At 42.9% G+C, this 26,857-nt stretch carries 22 protein-coding genes and 1 riboswitch; of the genes, 11 read left to right on the plus strand and 11 right to left on the minus strand.

Translation table 11 applies throughout. From position 1 onward, the window contains the following. Window positions 1–19: 19 nt before the first annotated feature. From V7K46_RS27930 to V7K46_RS27940, 3 genes are all read left to right on the plus strand, one after another. The gene (locus V7K46_RS27930; protein WP_335119038.1) at window positions 20–733 is read left to right on the plus strand and encodes a carbonic anhydrase; all 714 of its coding nucleotides are present in this window, start codon (window positions 20–22) and stop codon (window positions 731–733) included. A gap of 387 nt (window positions 734–1,120) precedes the next feature. Further along, entirely contained in the window at window positions 1,121–2,617 is a 1,497-nt protein-coding gene (locus tag V7K46_RS27935; protein WP_335119040.1) for an NADH-quinone oxidoreductase subunit M, read from the plus strand. A gap of 74 nt (window positions 2,618–2,691) precedes the next feature. Next, entirely contained in the window at window positions 2,692–3,999 is a 1,308-nt protein-coding gene (locus V7K46_RS27940; protein WP_335119042.1) for a CO2 hydration protein, read from the plus strand. A gap of 183 nt (window positions 4,000–4,182) precedes the next feature. Here the strand turns inward: V7K46_RS27940 and V7K46_RS27945 are convergent, their stop codons facing one another. Together V7K46_RS27945 and V7K46_RS27950 are read right to left on the minus strand one after the other, a co-directional pair. Further along, entirely contained in the window at window positions 4,183–4,767 is a 585-nt protein-coding gene (locus tag V7K46_RS27945) for a hypothetical protein (protein WP_335119044.1), read from the minus strand. Window positions 4,768–5,395: 628 nt separating this feature from the next. Then, a complete protein-coding gene (locus tag V7K46_RS27950; RefSeq protein WP_335119046.1) occupies window positions 5,396–5,569 on the minus strand; it encodes a hypothetical protein in 174 nt (57 codons plus the stop codon). Between the two features lie 23 nt (window positions 5,570–5,592). On the opposite strand from V7K46_RS27950, the gene V7K46_RS27955 reads away from it, so the two are divergent. Then, a complete protein-coding gene (locus V7K46_RS27955; RefSeq protein ID WP_335119048.1) occupies window positions 5,593–7,581 on the plus strand; it encodes a S8 family serine peptidase in 1,989 nt (662 codons plus the stop codon). A gap of 140 nt (window positions 7,582–7,721) precedes the next feature. Here V7K46_RS27955 and V7K46_RS27960 read toward each other — a convergent pair whose 3' ends face one another. From V7K46_RS27960 to V7K46_RS27980, 5 genes are all read right to left on the minus strand, one after another. Then, a complete protein-coding gene (locus V7K46_RS27960; protein WP_335119050.1) occupies window positions 7,722–8,501 on the minus strand; it encodes an ATP-grasp domain-containing protein in 780 nt (259 codons plus the stop codon). 155 nt (window positions 8,502–8,656) lie between these two features. Beyond that, complete coding sequence (locus V7K46_RS27965; RefSeq protein WP_335119052.1) at window positions 8,657–8,998, minus strand: hypothetical protein; 342 nt, start codon at window positions 8,996–8,998, stop codon at window positions 8,657–8,659. Window positions 8,999–9,074: 76 nt separating this feature from the next. After that, a complete protein-coding gene (thiC, locus tag V7K46_RS27970; protein ID WP_335119054.1) occupies window positions 9,075–10,448 on the minus strand; it encodes a phosphomethylpyrimidine synthase in 1,374 nt (457 codons plus the stop codon). 8 nt (window positions 10,449–10,456) lie between these two features. Next, window positions 10,457–10,549: riboswitch (TPP riboswitch) on the minus strand. 372 nt (window positions 10,550–10,921) lie between these two features. Further along, window positions 10,922–12,505 carry a calcium-binding protein gene (locus tag V7K46_RS27975; protein WP_335119056.1) on the minus strand — a complete coding sequence of 528 codons (1,584 nt, stop codon included), beginning with the start codon at window positions 12,503–12,505 and terminating at the stop codon, window positions 10,922–10,924. Between the two features lie 634 nt (window positions 12,506–13,139). Then, complete coding sequence (locus V7K46_RS27980) at window positions 13,140–13,619, minus strand: beta-lactamase hydrolase domain-containing protein (protein ID WP_334966670.1); 480 nt, start codon at window positions 13,617–13,619, stop codon at window positions 13,140–13,142. A gap of 377 nt (window positions 13,620–13,996) precedes the next feature. Here V7K46_RS27980 and V7K46_RS27985 point away from each other — a divergent pair, with 377 nt between their 5' ends. The 4 genes from V7K46_RS27985 (at window position 13,997) to V7K46_RS28000 (ending at window position 16,512) form a co-directional block, all read left to right on the plus strand. Continuing rightward, complete coding sequence (locus V7K46_RS27985) at window positions 13,997–14,737, plus strand: DJ-1/PfpI family protein (protein WP_335119058.1); 741 nt, start codon at window positions 13,997–13,999, stop codon at window positions 14,735–14,737. A 97-nt stretch (window positions 14,738–14,834) separates the two neighbouring features. After that, window positions 14,835–15,329, plus strand: coding sequence for a GNAT family N-acetyltransferase (locus V7K46_RS27990; protein WP_335119060.1), 495 nt, complete (start codon window positions 14,835–14,837; stop codon window positions 15,327–15,329). Window positions 15,330–15,584: 255 nt separating this feature from the next. Then, window positions 15,585–16,217, plus strand: a complete 633-nt coding sequence (locus V7K46_RS27995; RefSeq protein ID WP_335119062.1) for a TetR/AcrR family transcriptional regulator — start codon at window positions 15,585–15,587, stop codon at window positions 16,215–16,217. A 1-nt stretch (window position 16,218) separates the two neighbouring features. Beyond that, entirely contained in the window at window positions 16,219–16,512 is a 294-nt protein-coding gene (locus V7K46_RS28000) for a hypothetical protein (RefSeq protein WP_335119064.1), read from the plus strand. 182 nt (window positions 16,513–16,694) lie between these two features. On the opposite strand, the gene V7K46_RS28005 is transcribed toward V7K46_RS28000, so the two are convergent. The 3 genes from V7K46_RS28005 to V7K46_RS28015 all read right to left on the minus strand — a co-directional run bounded on the left by V7K46_RS28005 (window position 16,695) and on the right by V7K46_RS28015 (window position 19,877). After that, the gene (locus tag V7K46_RS28005) at window positions 16,695–17,930 is read right to left on the minus strand and encodes a DUF445 domain-containing protein (RefSeq protein ID WP_335119066.1); all 1,236 of its coding nucleotides are present in this window, start codon (window positions 17,928–17,930) and stop codon (window positions 16,695–16,697) included. Between the two features lie 171 nt (window positions 17,931–18,101). Beyond that, window positions 18,102–18,794, minus strand: a complete 693-nt coding sequence (gene ubiE, locus V7K46_RS28010) for a bifunctional demethylmenaquinone methyltransferase/2-methoxy-6-polyprenyl-1,4-benzoquinol methylase UbiE (RefSeq protein WP_273767858.1) — start codon at window positions 18,792–18,794, stop codon at window positions 18,102–18,104. Window positions 18,795–18,920: 126 nt separating this feature from the next. Then, the gene (locus V7K46_RS28015) at window positions 18,921–19,877 is read right to left on the minus strand and encodes a response regulator (protein WP_335119068.1); all 957 of its coding nucleotides are present in this window, start codon (window positions 19,875–19,877) and stop codon (window positions 18,921–18,923) included. A gap of 428 nt (window positions 19,878–20,305) precedes the next feature. On the opposite strand from V7K46_RS28015, the gene V7K46_RS28020 reads away from it, so the two are divergent. From V7K46_RS28020 to V7K46_RS28030, 3 genes are all read left to right on the plus strand, one after another. Beyond that, window positions 20,306–21,394 carry a RuBisCO accumulation factor 1 gene (locus tag V7K46_RS28020; protein ID WP_335119070.1) on the plus strand — a complete coding sequence of 363 codons (1,089 nt, stop codon included), beginning with the start codon at window positions 20,306–20,308 and terminating at the stop codon, window positions 21,392–21,394. 927 nt (window positions 21,395–22,321) lie between these two features. Continuing rightward, window positions 22,322–23,074 carry an aquaporin Z gene (gene aqpZ, locus V7K46_RS28025; protein ID WP_335119072.1) on the plus strand — a complete coding sequence of 251 codons (753 nt, stop codon included), beginning with the start codon at window positions 22,322–22,324 and terminating at the stop codon, window positions 23,072–23,074. 1,113 nt (window positions 23,075–24,187) lie between these two features. Beyond that, complete coding sequence (locus tag V7K46_RS28030) at window positions 24,188–26,617, plus strand: ATP-dependent helicase (RefSeq protein WP_335119074.1); 2,430 nt, start codon at window positions 24,188–24,190, stop codon at window positions 26,615–26,617. Window positions 26,618–26,645: 28 nt separating this feature from the next. Here V7K46_RS28030 and V7K46_RS28035 read toward each other — a convergent pair. Beyond that, the coding region (locus V7K46_RS28035) for a hypothetical protein (protein ID WP_442939880.1) at window positions 26,646–26,857 on the minus strand (212 nt) is incomplete at its 5' end.

Consider the following 26,857-nt stretch of genomic DNA (forward strand, 5'->3'; position numbering starts at 1 on the left):
ATATTCTGAGAATAATTCCATGAGCATACAACGTCACAAAATCAATCTTTCTAGAAGAAGTTTATTTAAGTTTGGTGCAGGTGCGATCGGTACAGGTGTATTGACAGTCGGACTTGGTTCAAACTTACTTGCAGCCGAAAAAAAACCAGTAGAAGAAGATATTACGCCCGATAAAGCACTGCAAGAGTTATTAGATGGAAATGAAAGATTTGCCAAGAGAAAACGTCGTAATCCTGACCAAAGCTATTCACGTTTAGTCGAAGTTGCTAAAGGTCAAAAGCCTTTCGCTTCTATTCTCGGTTGTGCAGATTCACGAGTACCTTCAGAGATTGTTTTTGATCAAGGGCTTGGAGATTTATTTGTTTGCCGGATAGCTGGTAATATTGCCACAACACAGCAAATTGGTAGTTTAGAATTTGGCAGTTTAGTATTAGGCACCAAAGTCATCATGGTAGTAGGGCATGAAAGATGTGGTGCGGTACAAGCGGCGATTAAAGGTGCTCCAGTACCGGGAAATATTGGAAGTTTGCTGGAAGCAATTAACCCAAGTGTAGAAAGTTCAAAAGGTAAATCAGGAGATATGGTAGAAAATGTTTGTAAAGCAAATATTTTGGCACAAATTAAAAGATTGCAATCATCGTCAGTTCTATCTGAGTTGATCAAAGCTGAAAAGCTGAAAATAGTGGGTGGCTATTACGATTTAGATACTGGAGAAATTAGTCTAGTAAGTTAGTTTTTTGTCCTTTGCCATTAGTCACTTGTACTGAGCGCAGTCGTAAAGCCTGCGGCATCCCTACGCTTAGGGCACAGCCTCTCTAAGAGTAGTATTGGTCATTGGCTAAAGGACTTCCAAAAAAATGTCCCAAAACTGACGCAAAAATCCTCTCATTTTTCCTCTGTCTGTGTCGCGCCAGTTGCTTCTCCTAAGGGAGACGCGCAAGGGACAAGTCTCTTAACCGCATCGCCCTTGGCGTCTCCCTTTGGGAGAAGGGCGCACTGGCTTCTCTGTGTGCCTGTGGTTCGTTTCTTTGGATAATTTATTTCTTGGAAGTCCCTAAAAGTAAATCATAAAGGACAAAAGACAAAGGGTAAATAACCAAAATTAAAGGGCAATTATACCATGTTAAGTGTCTTGATTTGGCTCCCAATTTTCGCTGCTATTCTCATAGCAATATTACCTGTAAGTATCCCTAAACATCGCGTTCGTTTAATAGCATTAATTTTTTCAGGGATAGTTCTTTTCTGGAACCTTATTATCCTGCTGAAATTTGATATCAGCAATCCTGGAATGCAATTTCAAGAGTATTTACCTTGGAATGAAACCCTTGGTTTGAGCTATCAACTAGGTGTGGACGGGCTTTCTATCTTGATGTTGGTGTTAAATAGCCTGCTCACCTGGATTGCTATCTATAGCAGTAGTAAAGAAACTGAACGCCCCCGGCTGTTTTACTCCATGATTTTATTAGTAAGTGGAGGAGTCGCAGGTGCTTTCCTAGCTGAAAACTTGCTGCTATTTTTCCTGTTCTACGAACTAGAATTAATCCCATTCTACTTACTAATTTCCATTTGGGGAGGGGCAAAACGGGGTTATGCTGGGATTAAATTCCTGATTTATACTGCCGTTTCAGGAGCATTAATTCTGGCTACATTCTTAGGTATGGTATGGCTAAGTGGTTCTACAAATTTTGCTTTTGATGCAGTTTCTACAGAAAATCTGTCAACAGCAAAGCAAATCCTTTTACTAGCAGGGATAGTATTAGGTTTTGGTATTAAAATTCCTTTAGTTCCTTTCCATACTTGGCTACCCGATGCTTACGTTGAGGCTTCAGCACCAATTGCCATTCTTCTTGGTGGCGTGTTGGCAAAGCTGGGAACCTATGGACTGCTGCGATTTGGGTTGGGTATGTTTCCCCATGCTTGGAGTATTATTGCACCGACTCTGGCAATTTGGGGAGCAGTCAGCGCTATCTATGGAGCAGTAATTGCGATCGCTCAAAATGATATCAAGCGCATGGTAGCATACAGTTCCGTCGGTCACATGGGCTATATCTTGCTAGCTGGTGCTGCCAGTACTTCCTTAGCACTTGTGGGGGCAGTCGCCCAAATGTTTAGCCACGGTATCATCCTTGCAATCCTCTTCCATTTGGTGGGAGTCGTAGAAGCCAAAGTTGGCACCCGCGAATTAAATAAACTCAATGGTTTGATGAGTCCTATCCGTGGTTTACCTCTAATTAGTGCCTTACTGGTTTTAAGTGGCATGGCTAGTGCTGGTATTCCCGGTTTAACAGGATTTATCGCCGAATTTATCGTCTTTCAAGGTAGTTTCTCTATCTTTCCCATTCCGACAATTTTGTGTGTAATAGCTAGTGGATTAACCGCAGTTTATTTTGTTATCCTCCTCAACCGCACTTGTTTTGGCAGACTCGATAACTTAGCCTACTATCCTAAAGCCCTTTGGTCTGAAAAAATGCCAGCTTTAATTTTGGCAGCTTTTATCATCTTTTTGGGAGTACAACCTACTTGGTTAGTGCGTTGGAGTGAATCCACAACTACAGCAATGGTGGCTGTAATTCCCTCCTTGGAAAAAACCGTAATCTCTGAAGTACCAAATAATTGATAGTTGGAATTTAAACGCAGAGTTTGGGAATTTTATTCGCTAGAAATTTACGCAATTTAGCAAACACCATCACTATGACAGCAATTAAAACACCTACTAAATTACCTCCTTCCAAGCATGAATTTCCTGAAGTAATTCATCGTCTAGAAGCAGGCGGTGCAATGTTACCCGATACCCCAGAAAATTTGATGCAAATCATCGGTTTATACAAAGCTTATGCTGTGCCGATGGATTTTTACTGGCGTGACCTACTTTATATTGCTGAACAAGAATTTTTAAATCCGCTTTCCTTCTTTAAATACTTCTTACCCAAAGAGTATTTAGAACGGCATAATCATTACGCTGGCGATGATGCTGATTTACGAATTTGGCGCGGTGAAGCAACTGCACATCCAGAACTTTTGGCATTTATTGAGAAAGGTGAAACCTTCAAAATGCCGAAGTTGTTGCATCACTTGTTTCACGATCGCATTAACATGGAATTTGCTGAAGCTTGTATGCGGGCGATGTTGTGGCACAGAGGGATGGGTGGACAATTTGACCCTTACTTAGATTCTGAAGAATACAAAGCCAACGCCGATAGGGCAATTAAAGCTTACTTCCAAGGGAACCCCCTAATGCTGGGGCTTTACAAGCTATTTCCAGAGATGTTTTTGGAGCAGTGCCGCCAGATGTCATACTACGCAAATCTGGGCTTATTCTGGGAAGTCATGGCCCCAGTATTCTTTGAAATGTCCGATCGCTATGACGAAGGTACCATTAGCAGCGTCCCAGAGGCGATGAGTTTCTTAGTTAATGGTATATTTGCGATCGCAGGTCGTCCCATTTACCATCATGTTTATATTCGTGGTGAATGTTACGAAATTGTCCCCAAATCCAAGGGCTTCATGTGGCTATATGAAGCAGCATTACCTTATGTAGAAGCTGTTTTCTACCGCACCGCACCCTTCCGAGGCACAAAATCTTATAATGCTCAAGCGCGTCAAGTACCGGAAGACCAGAAAGACTTTCATTATGGCATTCTTTACGCTGATGTATTTCCAGTGGGTACTGCTGGCATTCCCCCCACATTATTAATGCAAGACATGTTGCATTTTTTGCCACCATATCTTGTTGATTATTACAGCCAACATTGCCGCGGTGAAGAAGATATGTTGATTCAGTTGGGAGTTAGTTTTCAACGGTCAATGTACTGTGTGACTTCTGCGGTAATCCAAGCCTTGCGAACTGCACTTTTATATCCTTTAGATGACCAAAATCCCAAGCATTTACAAGCCAATCGAGATTTTTTTGAGATGCAGCTAAATCGCTTTACTCGATCCGACTACAATATTCGTGATGCGGCTCGTTTGGGAAGTATTCAAAAGCAAGATTATAGATAAGATATCCCCCCAACACATTAAAAAGGGGGGTTCAGCCAGGATGAGAACTTTACAACTTGTCGCGCACTTGGGGAAAGTGCTTCGACTGAACCGTAGGGGCACAGCAATGCTGTGCCCGTAGAGCGTGGTCTATTTACCTGAAAATAGCTGTAATGAAAAATATCATGCTCATTTGCGACAAAATCAATGCCCTAGTCTCAAACCTTTTTCCATAAGCATCTGAGGTTTGATATTCTCAACTTTAGGTATCGCTTCTAATTGAGGAATTCCGGCGATCGCATCTGCAATATTACCTGATTGGGCACGCAACCAAGCGGCGTGAGGTGCATAGTCAAGACTTTGCGCTACTTCGTAACCCGCTTGATTAATTACTTCGCGCTGGGACTCCACATCAACGTCTTCAGCAAAGCGGATGAAAACCAGTCCAGTTGGTACTGCCAAAGAACCATTGGGTTGTAGTGTGTAAATTGGGCTTACTATCCCCTGTTCAGATTGATTAGGTTCGCCTGGAAAAACTGCGATTGCACCATCGTTAAGGTGTAAAACTGCTCCTGATGCCACGGTCTTGGGTTGATTGTAATGTATTGCATAGTACCCAGGCTTACGAGTGTAGGATACAGCAGTGCGTAGGCGTAGCCCGTCGTAGACATCGCTGCCAACGCGAATTTGTTCAGGATACTCACAAAAGTAGTCTTTTTGAAATCTCACTTCAGCAATCAGGGGTAAAGAGTACACCTGTAGAAAATACTCAGCCGGAAAGTAAAACATCTTTCTCAAGTTCTAATGATGTTATAACGTTTTTCAGGGGTAAGTAGTTGGGCGAAATTAAATATAAAATGTCATTGCGTTGGCGTAAGCCTAACTGTAGGGTACGTAACGCAGTGAAGTGTTCGCGTAGCGTCTGGTAGAGTTGCGATCGCAAAGACTAAGATTGCAACTCTTAAACGACGCTACCGCGAACACTTCGTACCCTACGGGAAGGCTGCGCCAACGCAATGACGAACTATCTTATAATTTATTTAGATGCATCTAACTTATGGAATACAAATCTTTCATCGGGATGCAAACTATACGCCTTTATTGATAGTGAAGATTTTTAAAACAACCTGACTTTTAATCCCTCTTGTCTGGAAAGAAGAATCGAAAGCTTGGATGAACTCAGTACAGCATTTCATTAATTCGTAGCGAATTAAATTTGGCAATAACCCTACAATGCCAATGTGTCGGCTTACAATGCCAATGCGTCAGCTTACAATGCCAACGCGTCAGCTTACAATGCCAATGCGTCGGCTTACATTGTTAATGCGTCACCTTACAATGCCAACGCGTCAGCTTACAATGCCAATGCGTCGGCTTACAATGCCAATGCATCAGCTTACAATGCCAACGCGTCAGCTTACATTGTTAATGCATCGGCTTGCATTAAAAACGCTACCCGCGCACACTGCGTGTAACAAGCTTTAAAAGTTGGGCATAATAGGGTTTGCCAATGCCCAATGTCCCATGACGCCAGTCGCCTCAAGTCGGGAAACCCGCCCACGGCGCTGGCTCCCCAATGCCCAATAGACATTCAATATCCCAGGAGATTAAACTATGGTTCAGGTTCGCTATGGTGGACAGAACGGCCAACAGTATGAACTTGCTATCAGTAACGAACACGTTGTAGTGCGTACCGAAAGCCGTACTACTCTTGTCGGTGCAAGACCATTTGAAGTCGCACCTGTATCACCCACAGCTCGCAATATCCTCAATCAATTCGAGTTAGTAACGCGGTTTCGGCAAGCGGGTGTAGAAATTCTGCGATCGAAAGTTCCGACTCAGGGTGTCGGTTTGCGCGATCACGCCCGTGAAATTCTCAACAAAGAGTCTAAAGTCCAATTTGCTGGACGTGTCCTTCTCGATCCAGTATCCAAACAACCTGTAGTCTACACCGAAAACCTTTTCGTTAAATTCGATAACGAAGAAGAGTTAAGGGTTTGCCAAGAAGTATTAAGACGTTACAGCTTAACAATTAAACGCCAACTTGAATATGCACGAAATGCTTACTTTGTCAGTGCACCTGCAAACACTGGTATAGCCATCTTTGACATCGCCGAGAGACTTCTGAATGAGGAATCAGTCGAACTGTGCCATCCTGAACTAGCACGTGAATCACGCCAACGTCAGGTTTTCTCGCAGCAGTGGCACTTAAAGCAAATAACAATTAATGGTAAGATAATTAACGCCCATGCCAACGTTGAGGCAGCTTGGAAATTAAGCGATGGCACAGGGACGATTATTGCAATTATCGATGACGGTATGGATCTCGATCATGAAGAGTTCCGTTCCTCTGGAAAAATTGTTGCCCCGCGTGATGTCACACGTAAAACTAACAATCCCAGACCGGGAAACGACAATAACCACGGCACAGCGTGTGCAGGCGTAGCTTGTGCAAACGGCAACTTTGGTGCATCTGGTGTGGCACCAGGTGCAAAGCTGATGCCAATTCGTTTAGCTTCAGCGCTAGGGTCACAAGACGAAGCAGATGCTTTTGTTTGGGCGGCTCAAAATGGTGCTGATGTCATTTCTTGTAGCTGGGGGCCAGCAGATGGGACTTGGTTTGAGCCAAACGATCCTGTACACAACCAAAAAGCACCTCTACCTGACTCCACACGACTTGCTATGGATTTTGCAATCAATAAAGGACGCAACGGCAAGGGATGTGTAATTTTATTTGCAGCTGGCAATGGTAACGAAAGCGTGGATAATGATGGCTACGCCAGCTACCAAAAGGTGATTGCGGTGGCAGCTTGTAACGACTTTGGCACGAGAAGCGCTTACAGCGACTTTGGTCAGGCGGTTTGGTGTGCCTTCCCCAGCAACAATGGTGACAGTTCTCAAACCCCTGGCATTTGGACAACCGATCGCTCTGGTGTCGTTGGCTATAATTCAGTTAATCGGAATCTGGGTGACGCCGGAGGCAACTACACGAACGAATTCGGCGGAACTTCCAGTTCTTGTCCAGGTGCAGCTGGTGTAGCAGCTTTGATTATTGCCAGAAACCCAAATCTGCGTTGGGACGAAGTGCGAGATATTATTAAACGCTCCTGCGATCGCATTGATCCAGCTAAAGGTAAATATGATGCCAATGGTCGTAGTCCCTTTTACGGTTACGGTCGAATGAATGCTCTCAAAGCTGTAGAATTGGCCAAGCCGGCTCAAACATCGCCCATTAGCATATTCAAGGCAGTGCAAGATATCCCAATTAACGACTTGCAAACATCAACATTGTCGGTGGCGATCGCTAATACCAGCCTGATGAAATCCATCAAAGTTAATGTAGACATCGAGCATACTTATATTGGTGATCTTGTAGTTACTCTCCTTCCCCCGGTGCAAATAGGCATACTTCCGATCATTCTGCACGATCGCCAGGGCGGAGCTACAGATAATATTAAAACAACCTATGACGAGGTAAACACCCTTAAACTTGCTGCCTTCAAAGGTAAAAGTCCCCAAGGAACCTGGACTCTTGAAGTTGCAGATAAAGCTGAGACAGATACAGGAAAGATTCGCAGCTTGACCATTGAAATTGGATTTTAAACCAATATCCTTCGGTTACAGCTATTTTCAGGTAAATAGACTACGCGGTAGGGGCACAGCAATGCTGTGCCCTGACGACAGATATAGTTCAAATACATGAAAATAGTTGTAAACGCATAGCGATCGCAAAGCTTCAATCATCATACCCACAGTTGAGTAAAACGTTCAGCCGTCCATCCAACAATATCTGATACCTGGCCATCACCAATTTCTACAATCCGCTTAATACCATCTCTACGCTCTATTACATCCACAGAAAAGAACTGACTTCTAATCCGCTTGGCACACTCAGAAACAATCTCTGGAATTTCTTCATCTGGTAAAGCGGCAAAAGGTTTACCAGATACGACAAAGTAACGCCTCTCGGTTTCAGACACAAAATCTTCAATCCGCCGCACACAAATACCTCCCTCAATACTGCCCCGAAATGTCTGCATTTGGGCAATCACTGTTTTAATTTCCGAAGGCTTATCAATCATCGAACCAACTGAGGTTTTGAGAGACTTAACATAATCTTTGATAAAAAATCCATTCCAGCCAAGTCGATTCAACTCACTCTCTAAATCATCATCGACGGAATAAAATTTAGTCTCTGGAGTTAAATCAGCAATCAGGGGATACCAGTTGATCAGATAATGTGTGGCTAGATACTCAGCCTTAGAAGTTAAGACACCTGTCCCTGTACTCTCTACAACACTAACTAATAACTCATAATCTCCGGGCGAGAGCATCCAACCCCGATAGACCACTTTTGAATCAGGAGTAGGGAGTGGGATAATCTTTGATGAACCAGATCCCAGCGACTCCAAAGAAATAACGGAAGTTGCAAACCCAGCATTTTGCATACAAGTAACTTGCTCCAAGTATGCTGAATCGGCTTTCTTCGGATTGAAGTAATCACTGGGAAAAAGAAATCTCACAATATTTGGATTGAATATACAGCTAATTACTAATGATATCGGACGGAACTCTGTAAATTTCTGAGATGGAGTGCTGTAAACAATCCTGCAAAACCACCTTTGAGAATCACAATCGGCAGAGCATTTTTTGTTTCATATATTTGCGATCGCATAATTCAACCTACCTTGGAAAATACCCATCCAACCCCTAGCGCTATCAAGGTGAGTTTTGTATTCATTACCACCTCTGAACTCGGCAGTTGAGTCTTTTTACTCGGCAGTTGAGCCTTTTCACTCCGCAGTTGAGTCTTTTTACTCGGCAGTTGAGCCTTTTCACTCCGCAGTTGAGTCTTTTTACTCGGCAGTTGAGCCTTTTTACTCGGCAGTTGAGCCTTTTTACTCGGCAGTTGAGCCTTTTCACTCGGCAGTTGAGCCTTTTCACTCGGCAGTTGAGTCTTTTTACTCGGCAGTTCGCAAACAATAGCCGAAACCCTGGTTTTTAGGTAGGGGCAATTCATGAATTGCCCCAGAGCGCGTGTAGTTTTGCGTAAGTCCTATTGATGAAAAACTATTGTAACGGCAGAAGACAATCTGTTAGCTTTGAGTCACAGGCTGTTTCGCCAAGAACTTCTCTAATTCGGTCAGCGCATCAGCATCAACCTTAGTTTGCATTGGGCAGAACTTAGGCCCACACATCGAACAAAACTCAGCAGTTTTATAGATATCTGCTGGCAGAGTTTCATCGTGATATTCCTTAGCTCTTTCTGGATCGAGTGATAATTCAAACTGACGGTTCCAATCGAAGTTGTAACGCGCCTTTGAAAGTTCATCGTCTCTATCCCTTGCACCAGAGCGATGTCTGGCAATATCAGCCGCATGAGCTGCTATTTTATAGGCAATCAACCCATTCCTAACATCTTCGGCATTTGGTAAACCCAAATGTTCTTTGGGTGTTACATAGCACAGCATTGCAGTACCGTACCATCCAGCCATCGCTGCTCCAATGGCTGAAGTGATGTGGTCATAACCAGGAGCAATGTCTGTCACCAATGGCCCCAACACATAGAAAGGTGCTTCAGAACACTCTTCCATCTGCTTACGAACGTTGAACTCAATTTGATCCATTGGCACGTGTCCAGGACCTTCCACCATCACCTGGACATTATCTTCCCAGGCTTTGCGAGTTAGCTGTCCAAGGGTTTTCAATTCAGCTAATTGTGCTTCATCTGAGGCATCATGGGTACAACCGGGACGGAGTGAATCTCCTAAACTGAAGGAGACATCGTACTTTTTAAAAATCTCAATAATGTCTTGGAAGTGGGTGTAAAGCGGGTTTTGTTTGTGGTGATGCAGCATCCACCGCGCCAAAATACCACCGCCACGAGAGACAATACCAGTGATGCGGTTTCTCACCAAAGGCAAATGCTCAATCAAAATCCCTGCGTGGATAGTTTGATAGTCTACTCCCTGCTGGGCGTGCTTTTCGATGATATGGAGAAAATCATCAGCAGTCAGGTTTTCGATTGTGCCGTGGACACTTTCTAAAGCTTGGTAAACCGGCACCGTACCAATGGGAACAGGTGAAGCCTTGATGATGGCGGTACGAATTTCATCCAAATTACCGCCGCCTGTGGATAAATCCATCACGGTATCAGCACCATACTTCACTGACAGATTCAGCTTATCCACTTCTTCCTGAAGATTGGAAGAGTTTGGGGAAGCGCCGATATTAGCATTTACCTTACATTTGGAGGCGATGCCAATAGCCATCGGCTCTAGATTAGTGTGATTAATATTAGCGGGAATAATCATTCGCCCCCGCGCCACTTCCTCACGAATGAGATCCGCAGGGAGGTTTTCCCGCTGGGCGACGTAGTGCATTTCTTCGGTGATAACACCTTGGCGGGCGTAGTGCATTTGAGATACATTACTTTGCCCACGTCGTTTAGCAACCCATTCTGTCCGCATATTGTATATTCCTCAATAAACAGCTTCCCTCCGCTGGTATTACCCAGACTCAGGTGTTAAGGGTGTGATCTCAGCCTGGTTAGGCACCCCTAGCATGGATGTAGTGTACCACCTTCGTTATATCTGGGAACAAGGGTGTTAACAATTTATGAGGTGAGGTGGTGTTAAGCCGTTTTTTCGGAGTCTGGCGTAGGCGCAGCCCGTCGTAATTTCTTATATCTTGATAAGATTTTGAGATTTTTGGGCAAGTGCTAATTCTCTTTATACAGGACTTACGCACAGCTAACGGAAAATCGAACCACAGAGGCGCAGAGGTCACGGAGAAATGAAAGTTTGAGAGATATTTTGCGTAAGTCCTATATAGCTTGATGGCTATATTAAAGGCGATCGCATCCCTCACGCCCTTCAACCAAAAGCTTTTAATTACCAGGTATTATGCGATCGCCTTGATTTTGTACGCTTGACTCATCCAGTTAGACTACAACGAAATTGGTTGCGCTTAGTGAGAGTCCACTGCTGAGTTGCGCGAATTGTACCTGAGTAAAAGCGCCAGCGCTGCCATCTTGGTCAAAGGACAGTGCGCCTGTAATATTGTCGTAAATAAATCGTTGAGCGATCGCACTCGCACCTGATCCGATGGTAAACTGACTAGCTGAGAGTGTACCTACTGTTAAAGAGCCGCCGAAACCAGCAGCCGATACCTGAATAACTTCACCAGTTGTGTTGAAGTCATTAAGACTATCAATGCCTTCACTATAATTATTGAACGCAAAAGTATCAGTCCCATCTCCCCCGTACAGAGCATCATTGCCTCTCCCTCCAGTCAGGAGATCGTTGCCATTATACCCATAAAGCATATCGCCGTTATTACCCCCCACAATCTTGTCAGCGTAAGTTGTACCACTGATATTTAATTGTTCAACATTCTTGTAGCTAACTCGATTTATGCCAGCCGTAATCGAGCCTTGGTTAGTGATTGCATTGAAAGTCGAGGTGATTCCTTTGGTAGCATAGCTACTGTAATTGACTTCCAAATAATCCGAACCCGTACCCCCATTTACCGTTTGAGTCACTAAAACAGAGGGGGCGCTAGATGGGGCGCTCAAATAGAAAGAGTCATCGCCATTCCCTCCATTCAGGATGTTAGCACCCTTGACTCCATAGATGTAAAAGGCATCGTTACCATCGCCTCCATTCACAATGTTATTGCCAGACGAGTAGGAAACATCAAGGTAATCGTTACCTGCACCCCCACTAATAGTGTCATTACCAGAAGTGCCTCCGTTGAGTACATCTTCGCCATTGCCCCCAACAATATTGTCAGTGTAGGCTGTACCAGTGATATTTAATCGTTCAATATTCTTGTAGCTAACTCGATTCATGCCAGATGTAATCGAGCCTTGGTTAGTGGTTGCATTGAAAGTCGAGGTGATTCCCTCGGTAGTATCACTACTGTAATTGACTTCCAAATAATCCGAACCCGTACCCCCATCTACCCTTTGAGTCACTAAAAAAGAAGGAGAGGTAGATGGGGCCCTGAAATAGAAGGAGTCATCGCCATCCCCCCCATTCAGGGTGTTAGCACCACTGACTCCATAGGCGTAAAATTTATCAGAGCCAGTTCCGCCTGAAACAATATTTTTGCCAAAACTATCCTGAATCGAAAATTCGTCATTTCCCGTATCTCCAGAGAGGGTGTTATTCCCAAAAGAAGAAGAAACATCTAGATAATCATTCTCACTTCCACCCCTGAGGATATTGTTGCCAATGGTAGCTATAGCATAAATTTGATCACTCTCAGAACCGCCATCTAAGAGGTTTTTCCCAGAAGAATTAGAAACATCTAAATAATCATCCCCACTTCCTCCTTTGAGGGTATTATTGCCAGTGGTAGCTGTAGCATAAAGTTTATCATTGTCAGAGCCGCCGTCTAAGAGGTTTTTTCCAGAAGAATTGCTAATATGGAGGACATCATCGCCCTCGAAACCATAGAGGTTATCATTCCTCCCCAAGCCATTAAGGATGTCATTAGCGTTAGTACCATTGATAATTGCCATAACTTCTATCTACCTAAATCAATTTTTCAGGAACTTGAGATATTAACCTGCGAGTATTGCTGTTTTAAGGCACAAAAATTTAGCCGAAAGTTGACGTTTTCGGTATAGTTTTTGCCAAATTTTAAAACACTAATTTTTCAGTGCATTTCAGCTTTTTGACTGGCTTATAAGCATTATCCAGCTAACCTGTTACATAAAGAGTTAGTTAATTTAATTACTATAACCTTTATTTTTTTAAGGGTCACTACTTAGAATTGTATTTTTTCCTACTTTAGCTTACTTATCTATTTTTGTAGTTTTTAGCATACCTATTTACGTATTATTTACAGTGAAGCTAGCTTAAAAATCGGGAACTTGTGGGATACGAGGAACTAGCAATAGTTAGTCAAAACGCAGATTTAGACCTTGATATTTTACGTTTTATTTTTTTGTGAAGGTATTTTTAACAGAGATTGTTTTTTAGCTGTAGGTGTGTGATACTTGCGTTGAAATTCATAAAATCCTATATCTTTGCGCGACTCTCTTGGGGCGATCGCATTAAATAATGCCGCACAATACCTGAACAAGGGGCTTAAGCCCCAAGTCTTACAAAGTATTGATATACATGCCTTATTGTTAGCTAAGTACAGATATTTCAGTGAGTAGGCACAGCTACTTTCGCGTGTTTGTTAACGTAGTCCACAAATAATTGCTTCAGCCTGGGACTAACACCAGCGTGTTCAAAGAATCCAAAACCCAGATTCTTAGCTCTTGTTAAGGTTTCCTCTGGTGTTAATCCCTCGTGGATAGCGATACTCAATAGCGCGATTCCAGTTGATCGCATCCCGGCTGCACAATGCACAACTGCTGGTTTAGGGATTTGTTCTAGGATCATAAGGATTTTGGTAATCGCCTCTTCATTCAAATTTTTTAAATCCACCTTGAGTGGAACATTCGTATAATGCAGCCCCAATGCTTCTGCTACTTTTTGCTCATCCTGGGAAAATCCTAGTTCATCAGGCGATCGCAGATTTAGAACGGACTTAAAACCTTCTTGGATAGCTTGCTCAAGCTGTTTTGGTATGACTTGTCCTGTGGTTGTCAAATTTTCGTTAATCTGTATGGCGTTGATCACATTCACTCCTTTTGACTTTATGATGTCTTCTGGCTTGGTAAATACTCTAATAAGCAAGCTTTGAGGATATATTCAAGTAAACACAGCAAAACTAGCCAAATATCAAACGATATTGCTTGATTACTTCAAAATTTGTCTTTTGAAGTTGGTTATTTTATTGCTTTATCTATAATAAACGTATTGTCGATAGACTTACCGTACTTTAATTCTAATTATACGTTTTGTCGATAGGATTATAGGTGTTTATATTTCAGGAGTTATACTATTGAGCTTGGGTGAGCAATTGGCTGAAGATTGTCGGTAAATAGTATAACTAGATACATTATAATTTTGCTTAAGTATCGGCATCTTGAGTATTTTTAACGAGGACATAAATAATGACTGTAAATGAACAAGTTTCTTCTCTATCCATTGGAATAGTATTGTTCCCAAATGTGACGCAGTTAGATTTCACGGGCCCCTACGAAGTCTTTGCCAAATTGCCAAACGCGCAATTATATCTGCTGGCCCAAACACTCGAACCAATTCAAAGCGATTGCGGCCTTACCTTTCTACCGGACACAACCTTTGCTCAAGCCCCAGGCTTAGATGTGTTATTTGTGCCAGGAGGCCCAGGTATCAATGCCAAGATGGAAGATCCAAAGTTTCTCGACTTTCTCAAAACCCAAGCCAAACAAGCCCGCTACATTACATCTGTCTGCACTGGTTCTCTGCTGCTGGCGGCGGCTGGTTTGCTTCAGGGCTATCGCGCTACTACTCACTGGCGATCGCTGGATTTGCTTGAGATGTTGGGAGTTGAGACAGTTTCAGAAAGAGTTGTCATTGATCGCAATCGAATTACAGGCGGCGGTGTGACAGCTGGCATTGATTTTGGGCTGGCTTTAGCAGCTGAGTTATTTGGGGAAGCGATCGCTCAAGCAATTCAACTAGGGATTGAATACAATCCCCAACCTCCTTTTAACAGTGGTTCTCCCCAAACTGCCCCTGCGGCTGTACTTGCTCAGGTTACAGCTGCGAGTCAAAATGTTCAGGAAATCAGACGGCAGATTGTCCAGCGAGTTGTAACTCAATTGCAAACTGCTAATATCAGTAAAGCAGTTGAGAATTTGGCTAGTTGATGTGTTGCGATGTCTATGACGGGCAAAGCTGGGGCAACTAAAATTTCTCATAACCAAACTTGATAACTTTGGATCAGTGAATGTCTGCCCTGAACCTATGAGCGCTAACGAAATATCTCTTCGACCTGCTAAGGAAACAGATGCGTGGGTGCTGAGTGCAATTCATATTGCTGCTATCAAAGCTCTGCCTGCAACTTTCTACACAAAAAAAGAACTTTTAGCTTGGCGTAATAACTGCGACAAGCCCGATGGTTCAAATATCTTAAAGAGGATGAAAGTGGAAACTTTCTGGGTTGCGATTGAGGGAGATGTTGTTATAGGTTTCGCTAGTTTTATTGTTGATGAACTCATCGGGCTGTATGTCCATCCTAAATATCAAGGTAAAAGCATCGGGCGTGCTTTAGTTCAGCATTTTTGCGAGCAAGCAACTGATCAAGGTATAGATAAGGTAATTACAACTGCTAGCCTTTATGCTGAAGGGTTTTATTTACGACTGGGATTTACTGCCATCCAAAGAGCACCTCATTATTTAAGAAGTGGGGTAGTTGTGCCAGTTACTAAAATGAGTAAAGCATTAGCTACCACAATATGATGAAATTGATTGAAGTTAGAGCCAATTGTGAGTTTATTTTTTTGATAAAGTTCGATTAGTTTTAGAAAAACATCTCGTATTTCTGAAATTTGGGATTGTAAAATAGTTATATGATTATATATTTTAAAAACTCATAGTTAATCTTAATAGAACTTTAGTGTCGAATAAGACAACTTTTATTATTACTCTTTTATCCCAAATTGCCACCACTTTTTTTACATAACCTACGATGTAAGTAAGTACTTGCCAGCATAAATGAATAAAACCATCCGTTCATCAACTCTCACCCGTAGACGTTTGATAGAAGCTGCCTCGCAGGTATTTGCCAGTTTAGGTGTTCAAGGAGCAACTACCCGTGAAATAGCTCGTGTTGCTGGTGTGAATGAGGTAACTTTATTTCGCCACTTTGCTAGCAAAGAACAACTTCTGGGAGCAGTAATCGAAAATGCCTTTGTACTCCAGACAGAAGCCCTTGCACACCCCGAAGCGTGGACGCAGGATCTAAAAATTGATCTAACACAGTATGCCCGTCTTTACAATAGTATGCTAGAGGCACACGAGGACTTAATTCGTACCTTCATTGGAGAAGCTAAACGTCATCCAGAGGCAGCCAAACAAGTGATTCAAGAAGCTGCCAAGCCTTTAGGTGAAAAACTGATAGCTTACCTGCAATCGAGTCAGAAACGAGGCATCGTCAGAGCAGACCTCGAACCATTTCCAGCAGTCGATATGTTTACAGGAATGCTGTTAGCTGGAATGCTATGCCGCAGTGCAAAATTCAATCAACGCAGCTATAGCTGTGAAGACTATATCGAAACCTGTGTAGATATTTTTGTGCGCGGTATCACTGCCACTCCCCTCTCAGTTTTCAATCCGGCTGTAAGCTAACGTGAGTTCTTTTCAGGGGTGGGTAGAACCTGGAAACAAGGCTTTAAAAGTGTTTTGGCTTAAATTGACACCAATGAGCATTGCTGTCCGAGACATTATGCGCGAATCTGTAATTTATCAAGAAATTGAGGCTGAAGCTAAAGCAAAAGGTAGAGCAGAAGGTAAGGCAGAAGGCATTCGCCTGGTGGCTGCGAATCTGCTCAAAAGCCAAATGTCTTTAGAGGAAGTGACAAAATTAACTGGTTTATCAGTTGAAGATGTACAATTATTGCAAACAGAGATAATTGGTAATTAGTAATACTCGCCTTGGGCAAGAAGCAAGCTACGTAATTCGTAATTATTACCTCACGGATGAATTCGGGTGTCTCTGAATAAAAACGAGAGCGATGTCGTAGACATCGCTCAATTTCACTCATTTCAGAATATGTGTAACTTGTAACTATAATTTGACAAAAACTTACAGACAAAAACAAAAAATTAATATTGACTTAAGATTAAAAACACTGTCTGCAATAACCCTATGACAAAACCTAAAACACCGCCTAAAGTCACAATCGCTTGCAATTCATTTTTTACAATTCCCTCAATTGCAGCTTCTAAATCAGCCGGGGAAGTTGATTTTACCCGGTCAACTATCACTTGATCTATCGACAAAATCGGAATTGCCTGCGCCACAATTACTTCTAAATCTTTTTCTAAATACTTATCTAAAAGTAGAGCCAACTCTTGACTCATGACTTCTAAAGAAGTACTGACAACAGGTGAAGTACTAAGACGATTCAGTAGGACTCCAGCAATATTTTCCCAATCAACGGAATCAGTTAATCCTTGTAAAAAATCACTGCCACTGTTTTGCAGATAATGGCGGACACTTTCGCGGGTGGTCTTTCTAAGTTGACGCACCGTACCCATTGGCAAGTTTTGTAATGATAAATTTTGCAGTAATTTTCTAATGCGATCGCGCATTTGTAAATCTTGAGTCAATTCCTGCAAGCGAGTATTAGTAGCCTCCTTTTCATCCAAGCAAAAAGTTCGTAACCGTGTAAGAGTATTACGTAAGCCAAACAAATTTGCTACTACCCAATAAGTACCACTGGTTTTTTCGCGGAAGCCTTCATCAATAATTTGAATTGTGCGATCGGTCAAAAAATCAATTATTGCTTGACGCAGCATATCCGGCGGTAAAACTGCTTGCAACAACCAATCAGCAAGCCGCGTAGCTTGTTCTTCACTCAGTTGAAATTCCAGCAATATCTGGTCAAAAATTTGATTGATCTGCACTTCCAAAAAGTCTTCACGTCGCGCTAAAACCTTGAGTAATCGTGGCAAGGATTCCCCTAGCAAATCCCGCAAAATTCCCGCCACAATTTTAGCACTTTTCTCGTTTTTATCTGTTTTGATTTGTTCGATCGCCAGCTGCAACAACCAGAGAATTCCTGCCTGCACGCGTTCTGTTTGCAACAATCGCCGCGCTAGATTTTGCAATTCTTGTGGTGTCAACAGTGACCCCATAATTGTCTTGGAAATGTTCAGAGCCAGACGTTCCTGGTTGCGGGGAATCAATCCAGGGGTGAAGGGTACTCTTCGTCCAGCAACATAAATTGCTCGGTAAGGACGGAACAACATTTTGATGGCTATATCATTTGTGAAATAGCCAATAATTCCACCCAGTACCGGGGGAGACACATAAAGCCAAAGATGAGACCAGTCCACAGGATTTTGGATTTTGGATTTTGGATTTTGGATTCTAGATTAGAAATTAGGGATTGGGGATTGGTAATTGGCGATTATTAGTTATGAGTTATTTTTCCACTAACTACTAACAATTATCCATTAGCCATTACCTATTCCGCAGTCCCCAATCGAAAATCCCAAATCTAAAATCTAAAATTTGCTGACTACCAGCACTCCCATCATACCGTTCACGATGGGGTAGTGTGTGGCAACAGCAAAACCAACTTGACGTGCTAACTCTATTTGCTCTTTTCCGATGGGAAAACGGTCTAAGCTGGGACTGATGTAAGCATATTCTTCTTTTAAACCTAAATAATTGGCAACTGGGACCACGAAACCGTCCAAATACCACTGCTGAAAGGTACGTAGCTGAAGATTACTCGGTCGATGAAAGTCTAAAATTGCGGCTTTAGCACCCGGCTTCAAAACACGGTATAACTCTTGGAGACTACGGGGAATATCTTTAACATTTCTTAAACCATAGCCCATTGTTGCGGCATCAAATTGGTTGTCATCAAAGGGTAAATTAAGCACATCGGCTTCTACCCAGGTGATAGCAGGTTGAGGGTACTGCCTTTGGGAACGTAATGAAGCAGTTTCTAGCAGGTTTGGGGAAAAATCTACTCCGTACACCTGTCCTGTTGCTCCTACACGCCGTGCCAAACGTAAGGCTAAATCACCACTACCGCAACACAAATCTAATGTAGTATCACCTAATTTAGCTGCACTCCATTTAACTGCCATTTCCTTCCATATTCGATGCTGTCCCAAACTCAACCAGTCGTTCAACTGGTCATAAACTGGAGCAATACGGTTAAAAATGGACTGAATTTCGTTAGTCATTGGTCAAGAATCAAGGGTCAAGGGGAGCCAGTCATGTGCGGGGTTCCCTCCGTTGAGGGGAGTGGCGTTGAACTGGCGTTCAAAATTCAAGGGTCAAGAGTTCAACTTTGGACTCTTGACTATAGGCTAAATTTTTGTTTTATGGTAACCACTACTAGTAAGAGCGATCGCCAGCAGTTCGGCTGATAAATTAATTAGCATTAATTCATCTTCCCGCAAAGTGCAGGGTTGTTTCCACTGTAATGACAATACACCCAAAAGTTCATTACGGTAGCTAATTGGGATAACTAAATGTGCTTGCACACCCGTGTTGTTGTAGTGAATAGCATCAACTAATTTAGTGTCTTTAAGTACATTTAAGGAAACTTGCATTTGCCCGGTGGCGATCGCTTCCCTTGTTAGTGGGTCAAGAGATAGCCAATTCTCTATTGTACCTGTATCGCTGTAAGTTCCTTGAGTCGCAACCAGAGTATTTCCATCTGTAAGTTGTAGGATACAGCCTTCTGCTCCAAAAGTCTGACTCACAGCCCTAGCAATTGGAGTGAGAGTTTCCTCTAAGCTAGAAGCTGCTTGAGTTATCTGTACCAAAACACTTAGCAGCGCCATTTCAGCATGAGCACGGCGTAATTCTTCTGTACGTTGCTTGAGCAAGTCGTAAGTTTCTGCTGCTCTTTGCACCACTGCCTTCAGTTCCCCTGGGTCCCAAGGCTTGGTAATATATTTGTAGACTTGTCCGGCATTAATCGCCTCTACCAAGTCTTCAATATCAGTAAATCCAGTAAGAATTATCCTCACCGTATCGGGAAACTGAGGTACAGTCTTGCTGAGAAACTCAGTTCCTTTCATTTGTGGCATCCGTTGATCGGAGATAATCACCGCTACCTCCCCTTCTGCTGCCAAAACTTCTAGGGCGTTCACCCCACTATCAGCTTTGAGAACATTAAAGTCGCGTCGAAAAGTGCGATAAAGCAAATCGAGATTATCTGGCTCATCGTCAACTACCAGGATTTTAAGCTTTTTTGAGCGTTCGAGAGTCATCACTTGATATTGGACTTTATCAATTTCGAGACTGGCCTTATCCATAAGATATTTCCTTTAAATATTCACTATCTTGTTATATTCCATACCAAGTTTAGTTGAGAATAGCTGGAAACTATCAAGGGTTTTTACGGACTTAATTTGCATGTTTCAATACGTTTATTATGAGTGCTACAGAGGATATTTACCTGCCCAAATATCTAAATTAAAAAAAGTCGCACTAGAAAAACCAACTAAATCAGCCTAAATATGGCAATTTTTGTGATGGATGAGGTAGTTTAACAAACCTTCTACGTGCAGTAGGGGTGCACAGCTAACTGTGCTACCCGACAATCTGTATTCCACACAATTAAAGTCGAGATAAGTTTCTACAGATGAACTCAAGGCAGTAGGTCTGGGTAGTTCATAGATTAGAATAAGACTTGCTCATGAGGTGTTAATTAACCTCTCAAGTTGAAGCTCGCACTCCGATTATGACTGATCTACCACCCAACGCTCAGAATCCCGAAGAAAATACTACCAACGATGTAGCACAAGAATTACTGCGAAGGCTGAGGCAAAAACAAGGCAACTGGGTGGAATGGGGAACGGCGATCGCCTCATTGCTAAAAACCGGTTACAATCCCCAAGACATTTTTGAGGCGACTGGATTTGAGCCGATTCAACAAAATCAGGTGGTTGTTGGTTCCCAAGTTTACAATTCTTTAGAAAACTCTGGAGTATCGGAAGAAACGCGATCGCACTACGCCACACGTGGCAGTGATGTTTTATACGAACTGCGTTTGCTTACCCAAGAAGAACGCGCCGCCGCCGCCGAACTGATCTTCGTCCACAAAATCGACGCGGATGAGGTGAAGGAAGTAGCAAAAGCAATTAAAGAGTTTTCGTATTTCCGCACTTTGCCAGAAGGGTTTTCTGCTCATCCTGGGGATGCTGTTGCTCACCAAGTTTGGAAACTGGCACGTCAAAATGCAGATTTACAACAGCGATCGCGCCTGATTGCCAAAGGTTTGCGTTTTGCTCACACGCCAGCAGCAAGGCAAAAAATCGAACAGCTACTGACTGATTTTACTAGCGTTCCCCAGCGTCCAGCGCCAATTTTACCCTTTTACCGCCTGGAATTTGAAGAACAATTACCCCGAATTTTGCCCGTGGTAGGCGAGTTGCCATTGTCACGGCAAGACTTGCAAGCTGTGCCCATAGTCACAGAAATTGAACCATTTCGCCTAGTCAAGTTTTCTGGAGAGCAAGCTTGGGTACCATTACCAGGTTGGCAAGTGCTGTTGGCGGCGGAAGATCCAGTAGTGATTTTAGCGAATAGCGATCGCTTCCCCATCCAAACCCAAACCCAAACAGGGCCAGTCGTAGTTGTGGTAGATCGTGCCCAACGAAAATGGGATGTCTCTAGCTACTTTGTCGTTGAAAATGGTGGTGAATTAGATTTTCAGTGGTTTGAAAATGAGCCAGAAATTCCTCTACTAGGACAAATTATTATCATTGTTCGTCCTAAGAAAATTCTGGATGAAGAATTAACTAAGGATTCCTGGCAGATTGACGAATAAATTTAATTTTAGACAGAACTAACTACGTGATCTGATCTGTTAAGACTGTCCAAACAGTAGATAGCAACTGGCGGCATTGGTTCAATTTTCTGTTTGGCCAATGCCGCCAGTTGCTTTAATTCTCTTAACATGAAGTTGGCACTGGCTCCGCAGTGCTTTGCCTAAACCCTTGATTTTTCGTTGAACTGTGTAAGAGACTATTTATAAAGTAAATCAAAAGTTAAGGTGTGTTACGGCTTTAGCCTAACGCAACGTATTATATAGCGGTGCGTGATCGCCGAGAGTCATATTTTTTGTGACAAATCATATCGAAATATGCGCCTAAGACAACGCCAGTTGCTTCTCATAAGGGAGACGCTCTTGCTTGCTTCTCCGTATGGGTACAAGCCGGGGAACCCGGACAACGCACTGCTCCGCTACAAGAATTTTATTTTTACTTTATAAATCGTCTCTAAGTCCACATTTTGAGGGATGATAATATCCCTTGAACAGTCATGAAGTAACGACCGTAACAGGAAAAACCCAATTTTTTTCAGATGAAAGTGTATAGAGCACAAAACCTATTTAAATTTTGTAATAACTTTTAAGAGAACGCACTGGATCAAGAATCTCAACAGATATATACCAATACGATTTTATTTTTGAAAAAAACGCACTTGCTACGCTACGGATATTTCAAAAATCAAATATGAGTTTTATATCATGAGAGCAAAATTCTTCATAAATTAAGCATTTTTAGGGAATTTTAGCTTTTCCAGCATCTGCATATTTTATCATCACAATTATTGAGGAAAAAACAAATTACTATTTTTTCGATTTAGTTTCATAACGAAACAAACGCAATAGATTTCCTGTTGACAGGAATGACTCAAGCATTATTCAACATAGCCATTACTCGTTTATAGCTGAACAAGGAGTTTTCCGAAAATGTCTCTGACGAAACGTTGTTTGGCCGAATTTATCGGCACATTCTGGCTTGTTTTAGGTGGCTGTGGTAGTGCTGTTCTAGCCGCCGCCTACACAGAAGATGCTGCAAAAATCAGCGAGAATACTTCTTTTCCATTGGGCATTGGATTAGTAGGTGTATCTCTGGCATTTGGGCTTACTGTCCTCACAGGGGCTTATGCTTTTGGTCATATTTCTGGTGGTCATTTCAACCCAGCTGTTTCGTTTGGACTATGGGCAGGTAAGCGCTTTCCGGGGTCTGACTTACTACCTTACATCCTCTCTCAAGTGATCGGCGCAGTTGTTGCTGGGGGCATTATCTACCTGATTGCTAGCGGCAAAACTGGATTTACGCTGACTGGCTTCAACCCACTGGCTACCAACGGCTATGGTACTCATTCTCCAGGTGGTTACACGCTGTTTGCTTGCCTGATTACTGAAGTTGTGATGACTTTCATGTTTCTGCTGATTATTCTGGGTGTGACTGATAGCCGTGCTCCTAAAGGATTTGCACCACTGGCAATTGGTTTTGGACTCACTTTAATTCACCTGATTAGTATTCCTGTAACCAATACCTCGGTTAATCCTGCCCGTAGTACTGGAGTTGCTCTATTTGCAGGTGCAGAACTCTTTTCGCAAATCTGGCTGTTCTGGATAGCTCCTATCTTCGGGGCTATCTTAGCAGGATGGTTGTACGTAGCTATCTTTAGTGAATCAACTGTGGAAGAACAGTAAAATCTCAAAGAGCTAGTCTAAAAGTCATTTTCAACTGTACAAGTTAGCCCGGTATTTCTGGTTTTTATAGCAGTTCATGAAAACGGGCAATAGTTGGATCTGCATTGTGCCTATAATCAATCTTCAGGTGAGGCTGCGTAGATACAGCCCGCCGTAGGCATCGCTTGAGATTTCGTTTTTAGATTTCTTAACAATCCCGTGACTGAACAAATAACGCTTGGCTAATTTGTTTAGTCACAGGATTGACAGAATATTTAAGTTTATGAAAATTCACGGTGTCCAGATCCCCGACTTCATAAAAGTTGTCGGGTATCTTACTTTTCACGAATGATTCAGGGTTGCTATATACACTCTCGTAACAAAAATTAGATTATTATTTTAATAGTAAACAACCGATATATTAATTATTCTACATTCTTAATCATTAGACTTAGCTGCGAATTAACTAGTGCAGCGGGCGCGTCAATCCACATACCATCTTAATTAACAAGACTTGGGTCTTAACAAGGGGCAAAATCTCCTTGTTAAACGTTAGGCAAACTTACGCCTCAGTGTACTAATTAGTGATATTTCGAGCCGGAAGATCCCCCCAACCCTCCTTTTTAAGGGGGGCTTAAGATATATTTACAGAGAATCACCAAAGATTATTCATATCTGTGGTTTGGGAATTACATTCAACATCTATAGGACTAGTCCTTTCAAGGTGGGTAAAAATGTTAGTCAAAAAACCTCTTTTTAACTTCTTACCTCTGTGTTCTCTGCGTCTGGAGTGGTTAGATAAATTACTTTTAAACCACAGAGGCACAGAGGAGGGTAGTTGCGTGGGCGGGTTTCCCGACTTGAGCAAACTGCCCGTAGCGCAGAGAGAAAAAACGAGATTTTTCGAGTCACCTTGAAAGGGCTACATCTATAGGACTTACGCACTGTACAAAATAACTATCTTGTGCCTCAACGTAAATACCTTGTTTCAGGCTTTGGTCAATCACCCTTGATTGGGTGCGATCGCTAAAATATCATTGAAAAATCTAGCTATAAGCCTTGAAAACTATACCTGTTATTTTGGCTTTTCTGTCAATGCGTAAGTCCTGATCTATTTAAAATATAAAATTTGATATGTCAGACTCTAAATTTACTGCTTCTGTGGCTCAAGAATCACTCCATTCAGAATTGTCTGAGCGATCGCCTCTTCCTAACCTGCGTGAGAAGATTCTAGCAATCCGCAACGGTCTGCGCCCTGGACAACAACAAATGGCTGACTGGCAATCTGGCCCTCTAGCTATTTCTGCCGTTCCTGGTGCAGGCAAATCTACTGGGATGGCGGCGGCGGCGGCGATCGCGATCGCCCGTCAGTATGAACGTTCATCCTCCCGCCGTCAATTGGTGGTTGTCACCTTTACTCGCTCCGCTGCTGCCAATATTAAAGCGAAGATCCGCAAAGACTTAAAGGAATTATCCCTACCTCAGATGGGCTTTTTTGTCTATACCCTACATGGTCTAGCGTTGAATATTGCCAGTCGCCATTCAGATTTATCGGGTTTGCAGTTAGAAAATGTCACATTAATTACACCAACCCAAAGTCACCGCTTTATCCGCACAGCCGTAGAGCAATGGATTGCGAATAATCCAGGAATATATTTGCGGTTATTAGAAGGTCATCAATTTGACGGAGAAGAGACAGAAAGGTTGCGTCGCCAATCAGTGCTGCGAACAGAAGTATTGCCGGAATTGGCTAATACGGTAATTCATGAAGCAAAAAGTTCTGGGATATCCCCAGAATTATTGCGGGAGTGGAGTAAACAAACCACAGACGAATATGCAATTTTGAGCGTAGCGGCGGGATTATATGAGCAATATCAAAACTTAATGCGATCGCGTGATTTCATCGACTACGACGATATGATTTTAGCTGCACTACGCGTTTTAGAAAACGACAGCGCCCGTCGCATCGAGCAAAACCAAGTATTCGCCGTCTTTGAAGACGAAGCCCAAGATTCTAGCCCCCTACAGACGCAGCTGTTAGAAATTTTGGCGAGTGATGGGGACAAGGGAGATAACTCCTCACTCCTCAGTACAGACGCGATTAATCGCGTCTCTCCTAATTCCTCACTCAATCTAGTACGAGTTGGCGACCCCAACCAAGCGATTAACTCCACCTTTACCCCAGCCGATCCAATTTATTTTCGGCAATTTTGCGAAGAGTGCGATCGCATCAAACGATTAGCAACGATGGATCAAGCTGGACGTAGTACTAGAATTATCATTGAAGCTGCTAACTTTGCCCTCAAATGGATCAATAATCAGTGGTTAGCAACAACCAATAAAAAACAACAGACTCCTGACAATCGACAAGTACCATTTCGCTTGCAAACAATTCACCCTGTTGAAGCTGGTGATCCGCAAAATAACGCCAACCCAGCACCAATAGGACGAGGATTAGAACTTTATACCCCGCGTGACATTCATCACACCGTTGAATTGTTATCTCAAAGAGTGATCGAGTTATTTAGCGAAGATCCAACACAAAATAGTGCAGCGATTTTAGTGCGAGAAAATCGCCAAGGAAGATGGTTAGCAGAGGCTCTGACACCTGTGTGCAAAGAGCATAATATTATACTCTACGATGTGGGAGAACGCGATCGCCGTTCCCATGTTCCCCAAGAGATTTTAGCATTGCTGCAATTTTGCGATCGTCCCCACTCCCCCGACTACCTCAAAGCCGCCTTAGAGGCATTGGTACAGCGCCAATTAATTCCTACCCAAGACCTCAACGCCCTTGCTAGTCTCCCAGAAGAATTTTTGTATCCTGGTCCCTTAGCAGCACCCCAGTCAGAAACAGTCCAAAAAGCCGCTCGCTTGTGTCGCAGTTTACTCCGCGCTCGCTTGGAATTGCCTCTGTACCAGTTAATTTCCTTTCTTGCCTTAACCTTAAATTATGACCAGGCAGAATTGGCAACTGCTGACAAACTCGCAGAACGGGTAAACCAGCAGATAGCTGGTAATAGTTCGATGGGGGGAATGCTGTCAGCTTTAAGTGAAATCGTCAGTTCCGAACGGTTTGAACCAGTGGAAACCGAAGATTCGGAAGAACGTTACACTCGTCGCGGTCAACTGACTATTATTACCATGCACAAAGCCAAAGGGCTAGATTGGGACTATGTGTTTCTTCCCTTCCTCCACGAAAACTTGATTCCTGGTAGATTTTGGGTTCCTCCCCAAAGCCAGTTCTTAGGGGATTTTACCTTATCAGAAGTAGCCCGCGCCCAAATTCGTGCTGCTCTCCACGGAGAATCTACCATCCCAGATGTTACGCAAGCATGGGAACAAGCGAAGCATTTGAAAATATCTGAGGAGTACCGTTTACTCTACGTTGCAATGACACGAGCAAAGCGTCTGGTGTGGATGTCAGCAGCGCAGAAAGCCCCCTTTACTTGGAGTAAGCCGGATAATTTACAAGAACAAGCGCCTTGTCCGGTTTTTCCAGCATTAAAGCGCCAATTTCCGGAATGTGTGATGAATTTAGCAGTAATGATCAAACAAGCGTGATCAAAACTTTTAAGAAATTGAAAAAAAATCAGTACACCCCGAAAAGGCTTCTTCCCCACGCAGGCGACTGCTGAGTAATCATGGCGTACGCATTTGTTATTTCGGCGTATGCATTTGTTATTTCGGCGTATGCATTTGTTATTTTGGCGTATGCATTTGTTATTTCGGCGTATGCATTTGTTATTTCGGCGTATGCATTTGTTATTTCGGCGTATGCATTTGTTATTTCGGCGTATGCAT

Origin of the sequence: Nostoc sp. (genome assembly GCF_036917395.1) — a bacterium.
In the GTDB taxonomy this organism is placed as follows: domain Bacteria; phylum Cyanobacteriota; class Cyanobacteriia; order Cyanobacteriales; family Nostocaceae; genus Nostoc.